Here is a 735-nt window from a genome sequence, read left to right as displayed (position 1 = left end):
CTTTGCCGTCATCTCTTGACTCCTTGTCGGTATTTTCAACAAGGCCAAGAACTCCACTGTTCAGGGGCAAGGTCAGTGTTCGGTGATCGACTTTCACGTGCACCTAGACCTCTATCCCGATCCGGAAATGATCGTGAAGGAGATCGCCAAGCGCGGTATGTATGTTCTCTCCGTCACGACCACACCCAGCGCCTGGAAAGGTACCTCTGCTCTCGCAACGTCGGGCTCTCGCATAAGAACAGCGTTGGGTCTGCATCCGCAAATCGCGCATGAGCGAGTCGGTGAACTGCCGCTGTTTGACTTGCACTTGCGTGAGACCATGTATGTTGGCGAGATTGGCCTCGACGGTGGTCCCGAGTTCAAGCAGCACTGGCAAGCGCAGGTAAAGGTCTTCGATCACATTTTGAATGCCTGTAGCCTTGCCGGAGGCCGGATCATGTCCATTCATAGCCGTCGCGCGGCATCTGCTGTACTAGACCGACTGGCGGCAGTCCCGGGAGCCGGGACTCCGATACTTCATTGGTTTTCTGGCGGTAAGCGAGACCTACACCGTGCGATCACGTTGGGCTGTTGGTTCAGTGTCGGTCCTGCCATGTTGGTTTCCGAGAAGGCCCGTGAGCTTGTGAGGGACATGCCAAGAGATCGTGTGCTGACAGAGTGAGATAGCCCCCTGATTCCCCGGCCCCGTTCTATCGCTTATCTTTGAGATAGGAATAGGACTATGAATACGACTAG

General features: G+C 55.2%; 1 protein-coding gene. It reads left to right on the top strand.

What is annotated here, in order from left to right; genetic code table 11:
• The first annotated feature begins 82 nt into the window (after positions 1-82).
• Complete coding sequence (qatD, locus tag AC1Q5S_RS22330) at positions 83-661, top strand: Qat anti-phage system TatD family nuclease QatD (protein WP_492239466.1); 579 nt, start codon at positions 83-85, stop codon at positions 659-661.
• Positions 662-735: the final 74 nt, after the last annotated feature.

The sequence above is a fragment of the Acidovorax sp. GW835-FHT14B10 genome, assembly GCF_058793725.1.
Note: the sequence above shows the minus strand (reverse complement) of the source record. Positions and strands in the feature narration are given on the sequence as shown.